Genomic DNA, 6988 nt, shown 5'->3' on the forward strand with positions numbered 1-6988 from the left:
CTACATCCCGGACGGCTCCGTCTCGAGCTCGGGCTCACCCGGTGGCGCCTCGTGGTGGAGCGGTCGCAGCGCCGCGGTCCCCTCGAGCCAGACCAGCGCGTCGTACCGCTGGCCGATCACGGTGGTGACGTAGTTGCCCGCCTCGCGGCGGGGGTCGTAGACGACGCCGATCGCACGGTGCCCCCGCGGCGCGGTGAGCCAGGGGCCGGGGCGGTCCTGCGGGAGCACGAGGACCGCGGGCCGCCCGAGGGCCCGATGGAGGAGGTCCTCGTGGCTGCCGGCGCGGGCGGCGGGCACCGACAGCGCGACCTCGGGCTCGCCCCAGGCCGACGCCGCCAGCACGGAGCCCCGGTGCGCGGCGAAGCCCATCAGCGCGACCTCACGGCGGGGATGACGCTCCCGCATCAGCTGCCCCACGTTGACCATCCCGGCCCGCGCCATGTCCGTCGCGCGGGCGTCACCGACGTGGGTGTTGTGCTCCCAGATCAACCCCTTGGCCGCCGGCCCGAGGTGCCCCGCGATCCGCTCGACGGTGGCGGTCATGTGGCGGTCGCGGATGTTCCAGGACTCGCGGTCGCCGCGGACCATGGTCCGGTAGTAGTCCTCCGCGTCGGCCGCGACCTCGGCGTTCTGGGCCGCGTTGAAGGCCCCCTCGTCGCTCCCCGCCGCCAGCGCCTGCGTGCGCCGGCGGACCTGCTCCAGCAGAGCGACGACCTCGTCCTCGCACGACTCCGGCACGAGGCGGGTCGCCCAGGCGTAGCGGTGCGGATCCTCGCGGTACGGCACGAAGCACTGCCAGGCCTCCAATGCCTGCGCCACGGCGTCGGGAGCGTGCTCGTCCAGCCACGCGATGATCTCCCGCAGCGAGTCCCACAGCGAGTAGACGTCGAGGCCGTAGAACCCGACGCGGCGGTCGGCGGGCCGTGCGAGGTTCCACCCGTGGAGCCAGTCCAGGAAGTCGGCGACCTCGGCATTCGCCCACATCCAGGTCGGCCAGCGCTCGAAGCCCGTGAGGACCTGGCGGGCGGTGCGGTCGGCGTCCACGTCGCCCCGGAGCCAGCGGTTGATCCGCCAGCAGTCGGGCCAGTCACCCTCCACGCCGATCCAGGTGAAGCCCTCCTCCTGGATCAGCCGGCGGCTCAGGTCCGCGCGCCACCGGTAGAACTCGTGGGTGCCGTGCGAGGCCTCGCCCAGGCAGGCGAAGCGGACCGGGCCCAGGAGCTCGACCAGCGGATCGAGGTCGGCGAGGCCGGTGAGCGGCCGCGCCAGCTCCCTGATCTCGGCCATCGCCGCGTGGTCGAGCCAGTCGCTCCGGCCGAGGCTCATCTCCCCGCCTCCTCCGACGGCGCGGTGGGTGCCGCCCGCCCCGCGAGGTGCCGAAGGAACCAGTCCCGGGCCAGCAGGGCCGCCTCGGCCAGGGTGCCCGGCTCCTCGAACAGGTGGGTGGCCCCCGGCACGACCCACACCCGGCCGACCCCGCCCAGCTCGGCGGCCGCCGCGTCGTTGAGGCGCAGGACCGCCGTGTCGGCGCCACCGACGATCAGCAGCGTCGGCGCCGTCACCGAGCTCAGGCGCGGGCCCGCCAGGTCGGGGCGCCCGCCGCGGGACACGACGGCGGCGACGCCCAGCCGTGGATCCGCCGCCGCCCAGAGCGCCGCGCCGGCCCCGGTGCTCGCACCGAACAGTCCCACCGGGGCGCCGGCGGCGTCCGGCCGCTCGCGCACCCAGCGGACCGCCGCGGCGAGCCGGCCGGCCAGCAGCTCGATGTCGAAGACGTTGGCCCGGTCCCGCTCCTCGTCCGGGGTGAGCAGATCCAGCAGCAGGGTGCCCAGCCCCGCGTCGTACAGGACCGAGGCGACGTACCGGTTGCGGGGGCTGTGGCGACTGCTGCCGCTGCCGTGCGCGAAGACCACGACGCCGGTGGGCCGGGCCGGCAGGTGCAGGTGCCCCTGCAGGACGACGCCGTCGGCCGGGATCTCCACGTCGATGTCGCAGTCGGCCGCCTCCTCCGCGGCGCGCGCCCGGGCGACCCGGGCCGCCCGGGCGAGGAGCGCGACCACCTCCTCGTCGCTGGTCGGCGAGAAGTCGCGGTAGTGGTGGCCCACCGCGAGGAACGGCGTGGGCGTCCGCAGCAGGACGACCTCGTCGGCGCCGGCCACGCCCCGCGCCGCCTCCGGCGGGCCGACCGGGACGGCGAGGACGACGCGGCGCGCGCCGAGGTGGCGCGCGACCTCGCAGGCGACCCGCGCCGTGGAGCCGGTCGCGATCCCGTCGTCGACGACCACCGCGACGCGTCCCGTCAGGTCGAGCGGCTCGCGGCCCCGGCGCAGCCGTCGCACCCGGGCCTCCAGCTCGGCGCGCTCCCGCGCCTCGACCCGACCGAGCTCCCGCTCGGACACGCCCGCCCGGGCCATGAGGGCCCGGTCGAGGACCTCGTAACCGCCCTCGCCGATCGCGCCCATCGCCACCTCGGGCTGGAACGGCAGGCCGAGCTTGCGCACCACGATCACGTCCAGCGGCGCGCCCAGCTCGTCGGCGACCTCGAACGCCACCGGCACCCCGCCGCGGGGCAGGCCGAGGACCACCACGTCCTCGCCCCGCAGGTGCTCCAGGCGCAGCCCCAACCGCCGTCCGGCGTCCGTGCGGTCCGCGAACCGCGCGCTGCCCGAGACTGCCATGGCCACCACCCCAACCGTGCTCCCCGGCACCTCCACCCTCCGCCCGCAGGGTGCTGGGCCGAAGAGGCCTTGGTCACCGCGCGCAGCCCCGAAGTCCCCTGGCGCGCGCGGCCGCCCGCGGCGATCCTGAGCACAGAAGGACGAGGAGGTCCGGTCGCGATGACCAGTGCACCGATGCGGCACACGGCGCTGGAGCTGGTGGCCCCCGGCAAGGGGATCCTGGCCGCCGACGAGAGCACCCCCACCATGGCGAAGCGCCTCGCGAGCATCGGCGTCGAGTCGACCGAGCCGGTGCGACGCGGGTACCGCGAGATCCTGTTCACCACTCCGGGGCTCGCGCAGCACGTCAGCGGGGTGATCCTCTTCGACGAGACGATCCGCCAGGCCTCGACCGACGGGCGCCCCTTCCCGCACGTGCTCCACGAGGGCGGCTTCCTCCCCGGCATCAAGGTGGACGCCGGCACGAAGCCGTTGGCCGGCTTCCCGGGCGAGGTGGTCACCGCCGGCCTCGACGGGCTGCGCGAGCGGTTCGAGGAGTACGTCGGCCTGGGGGCCCGCTTCGCGAAGTGGCGGGCCGTGATCCGGGTCGACGACGACCGGCCCACCCCCACCTGCATCGAGGCCAACGCGCACGCGCTGGCGCGGTACGCCGCACTCGCGCAGGAGGCCGGTCTGGTGCCTGTCGTCGAGCCCGAGGTGCTGATGGACGGGACGCACACCCTCGACCGGTGCGCGGACGTCACCGCCGCCGTGCTCCGCACGGTCTACGACCAGCTGGCCCGGCACCACGTCGAGCTCGAGGCGACCCTGCTCAAGCCGAACATGGTGGTCGCCGGCAAGGGGTGCCGGACCCAGCCGGACGACGACACCGTCGCCAGGACGACCCTCGAGGTGCTGCGGCGCACCGTCCCCGCCGCCGTACCGGGCATCGTGTTCCTCTCCGGCGGCATGACCGACGTCCAGGCGACCAGCCGCCTCGACGCCCTCAACCGGCACAGCCCCCAGCCCTGGCAGCTGAGCTTCTCCTTCGGGCGCGCGCTCCAGGGGCCGGTGCTCCGGGCGTGGGCGGGCGACGACGCGAACCGCTCGGCGGCACAGCAGGCGCTGCTGCGCCGGGCGGCGCTCAACGGCATCGCACGGCACGGCTCCTACTTCCCCGACATGGAGCTCGAAGGCCCGAGGTCGCACGACGAGGGCGCGAGGACCACGGGGTGAACGAGGCACTGCCCGTCCCGCCGCCGGACCAGCTGGTCGACCGGGCGCCCGCCCTCCGGGAGGCCTGACCCATGGCCGGCGGAGCTGCCCGCATCGTCGTCGGCTACGACGGCTCACCCGACGCCGACGCCGCGCTCGTCTGGGCCGCGGAGAGCGCGGCGCCACGCGGCCGGCAGGTCGAGGTGGTCGTCGTCGGCAGCGCCATGGATCCGGTCGTCGGCCACTTCAAGGAGGCGGAGGACCGCACGGTCGAGCGGCGGCGATCCGCGGCGCGCGGCCGGCTGGAGGAGCTCGGGACCGTCGATGGCGCCGTGACGGTACGGCGTGGGCCGACCGTGCCCGAGCTGCTCCGGGCGTCGTCGGGGGCCGCCATGCTCGTCGTCGGCAGCAGCGGCCACGGTCTGGCGGCGGGCTCCCTGACCGGTTCGGTCAGCCAGCACGCGGCGCGCCACGCCGGCTGCCCGGTGATCACCGTGCGTCCCACCCGCGCGGCGCACGCGCGCCGCATCGTCGTCGGGATCGACGGCTCCGCGGAGTCGGCGAAGGCCCTCCGATTCGCCTGCGAACGAGCCCAGGACACGGGCGAGAGGGTCACCGGCGTCCTCGCCTACGCCTCGCCGACCCCCCGGTCGCTGGGGCTGGACGACGCCGACATCGACCGGCGGGTGCGCCGCCACGAGGACGCGGAGCGGACCGCCGCCGAGCTCTGCGCCGGCTGCGCCGCCGAGTTCCCCGAGGTCGACCTCGTGCACGAGGCCATCGGGGTGCGCCCCAGCCAGCTCCTCGTCGACTGCAGCGCCACCGCGACGCTGGTGGTCGTGGGCTCCCGCGGCCGCGACGCCTTCACCGAGCTGCTGCTGGGCTCGGTCAGCCAGCACGTCCTGCAGCACGCCGAGTGCCCCGTCGCGGTCGTCCGCTGAGCCCGCGGATCCGCTCCCGGATCAGGCCGCGGCGTGGCCCCGCAGGTACGCCGCGACCAGCCCGCCGAGCGTCGGCAGGTGGTAGCCGCCCTCCTGGACGATCACGCTCGGCAGGCCGAGGCCGCCGAGCGCCCGGCCGGCCCGCTCGTACCCGTCCGCCGTGACCTGCAGCGGGCTCTCCGGGTCGTCGGCGGCGGCGTCCACGCCGAGCGAGACGACGAGTGCGGTCGCGCCGGCGGCCTCGGTCCACGCGGCGAGGTCGGTGACCGCGTCGACCCACGGGTCGTCGCCCGTGCCCTCGGCCAGGGGCAGGTTGCGGGTGGCGCCGGCGCCGTCGCCCGCGCCGGTCTCGGTGGCGTGGCCGAAGACGTGCGGGAACCAGCCGGCCGCCGGGTCGACGTGCACGGAGCCGTAGAGCACGTCGGCGCGGTCCCAGAAGACGGCCTGGGTGCCGTTGCCGTGGTGGGCGTCGACGTCGACCACCGCCACCTTCTCGTGCCCGGCCGCCCGCAGCGCCTCGGCGGCGACGGCCGCGTTGTTGAGGTAGCAGGATCCGCCGTAGCCCAGGGGCGTGACGTGGTGGCCCGGCGGGCGGCACAGCGCGTACGCCGACCGCGAGCCCGCGACCACGAGGTCGACCGCGGTCAGGGCGGCGTCGACCGCGGCCCGCGCGGCCTCCCAGGTGCCCGGGCCGACCAGCGTCATCGTGTCGTAGCAGTAGTGCCCGGTGCGGCCGTGCGGCGCGGCCGGCGGCGTCGGCTGCATCCCGGCGACCAGGGCCGGCGTGTCGAAGAAGTAGGGGACGACCCGGTCCTGGCCGACCACCTCCTCGTAGCCCGCCCTCGCCCACTCCTCGGCGGCGGTCTCGAGGAACTCCAGCAGGCCGGCGTCGTGGACGGCACGGAGGAGGTCGTCGCCGTGGGCGACCGCCTCGCGCAGCCGATGGGAGCCGAGCGCTCCGAGGATGGCGTCGACGCGCTCGGGGACCTCCGTCCCGAGGGTGGTCACGCCGAGCCAGATCTCGTGCCTCGGGACGTGCAGGCGGGTGGACGGGGACCAGACGACGGGGATCGGTGCGGGGATCGGTGCGGAGTCGGTCGCGGGGTTCGGCACGGCCCGAGCATCCCACCCCGCGACCCCGGATTCCGGCAGGATGCCCCCATGCAGCGCGCTCGTGACCTGGGGATCCGGATCGGCGCCCTGCCGACCGGACCGACCAACTCCGTGCTCGACGTCGCCGGGGTCGGCGTCGGCCACGCGACGATCCACCGCGACGACCCGCTCGTCGCCCGCACCGGGGTCACCTGCCTGGTGCTCGCCGAGGACGCCTACCGCCGCCCGCTGCCCGCCGGCGGCGCGGTGCTCAACGGCGCCGGCGAGTGCACCGGGTTCCTCGCCGCGGGTGAGTGGGGCGCCGCCGAGACGCCCGTCTACCTGACCTCCACCCTGCAGCTCGGCCGCGTGTACGACGCCGCGTGCGAGATCGAGCTGGAGCGGGACGTCGCGGTCGCCGACGACGTGGTCATCCCCGTGGTCGGCGAGTGCGACGACTCCTTCCTCAACGACTGCCGCCGGATGCACGTGACCGCCGACGAGGTACGGGCGGCGCATGCCGCGGCGCTCGCGTCCCGCGGATCGGCCGCCGCGCCGGGCGAGGGTGCCGTCGGCGCCGGCACCGGCATGTCCTGCCTCGGCTTCAAGGGCGGCATCGGCACCGCGTCGCGAGTGACGCCGGAGGGGCACACCGTCGGCGTCCTGCTGCTCACCAACTTCGGGTCGCGCGAGGAGCTGGTCGTCGACGGCCTCCCGGTCGGCCGGCTGCTGCCGCCCGCGCCCGCCGACCCGCCGTCGCAGCCCGCGAGGCCCGCCGGCTCCTGCATCGGGATCGCGGTCACCGACGCGCCGGTCGACGGCGCCTCCTGCGCCCGGCTCGCGCGCCGGGTCGGGCTCGGGCTGGCCCGCACGGGGTCGGTGGCCCACCACGGCAGCGGCGAGATCTTCCTGGCGTTCGGCACCGGCCTGCGCCTGGACCGCGACCAGCGACCCGACGGCGTCGCACTGACCGGCCGCGGGATCGACCCCCTGTTCACCGCCGTCGTCGAGGCCGCCGAGGAGGCCGTCCTGAACTCCATGCTCACCGCCCCGACCACCGTCGGCCGGAGCGGCCACACCAGC

Annotated in this window: 6 protein-coding genes; 3 read left to right on the forward strand and 3 right to left on the reverse strand. The window is 76.0% G+C overall.

Annotated elements, in window-relative coordinates; translation table 11 throughout:
* Complete coding sequence (locus ABLM29_RS12175; protein ID WP_349714379.1) at positions 1-1326, reverse strand: erythromycin esterase family protein; 1326 nt, start codon at positions 1324-1326, stop codon at positions 1-3.
* Entirely contained in the window at positions 1323-2678 is a 1356-nt protein-coding gene (locus ABLM29_RS12180) for a phosphoribosyltransferase family protein (protein ID WP_349714385.1), read from the reverse strand. Before ABLM29_RS12180 ends, ABLM29_RS12175 begins: the two co-directional genes overlap by 4 nt.
* Before the next feature lie 159 nt (positions 2679-2837).
* On the opposite strand from ABLM29_RS12180, the gene ABLM29_RS12185 reads away from it, so the two are divergent.
* Both ABLM29_RS12185 and ABLM29_RS12190 read left to right on the forward strand, forming a co-directional pair.
* Complete coding sequence (locus ABLM29_RS12185; RefSeq protein WP_349714380.1) at positions 2838-3893, forward strand: class I fructose-bisphosphate aldolase; 1056 nt, start codon at positions 2838-2840, stop codon at positions 3891-3893.
* 71 nt (positions 3894-3964) lie between these two features.
* Complete coding sequence (locus ABLM29_RS12190; RefSeq protein ID WP_349714381.1) at positions 3965-4813, forward strand: universal stress protein; 849 nt, start codon at positions 3965-3967, stop codon at positions 4811-4813.
* A 21-nt stretch (positions 4814-4834) separates the two neighbouring features.
* Here ABLM29_RS12190 and ABLM29_RS12195 read toward each other — a convergent pair whose 3' ends face one another.
* Positions 4835-5926, reverse strand: coding sequence for an arginase family protein (locus ABLM29_RS12195; RefSeq protein WP_349714382.1), 1092 nt, complete (start codon positions 5924-5926; stop codon positions 4835-4837).
* A gap of 48 nt (positions 5927-5974) precedes the next feature.
* Between ABLM29_RS12195 and ABLM29_RS12200 the strand changes: the two genes are divergently transcribed.
* Positions 5975-6988 (forward strand): P1 family peptidase (locus ABLM29_RS12200; RefSeq protein WP_349714383.1); only part of this gene is annotated, 1014 nt, incomplete at its 3' end.

Source organism: Nocardioides sp. YIM 152588 (assembly GCF_040191335.1).
Lineage (GTDB): Bacteria > Actinomycetota > Actinomycetes > Propionibacteriales > Nocardioidaceae > Nocardioides.

Excerpts from the sequence above, each read along its gene's own strand:
- ABLM29_RS12175 (WP_349714379.1), bottom strand. The coding sequence starts at position 1,326 with ATGAGCCTCGGCCGGAGCGACTGGCTCGACCACGCGGCGATGGCCGAG.
- ABLM29_RS12180 (WP_349714385.1), bottom strand. The coding sequence starts at position 2,678 with ATGGCAGTCTCGGGCAGCGCGCGGTTCGCGGACCGCACGGACGCCGGA.
- ABLM29_RS12185 (WP_349714380.1), top strand. The coding sequence starts at position 2,838 with ATGACCAGTGCACCGATGCGGCACACGGCGCTGGAGCTGGTGGCCCCC.
- ABLM29_RS12190 (WP_349714381.1), top strand. The coding sequence starts at position 3,965 with ATGGCCGGCGGAGCTGCCCGCATCGTCGTCGGCTACGACGGCTCACCC.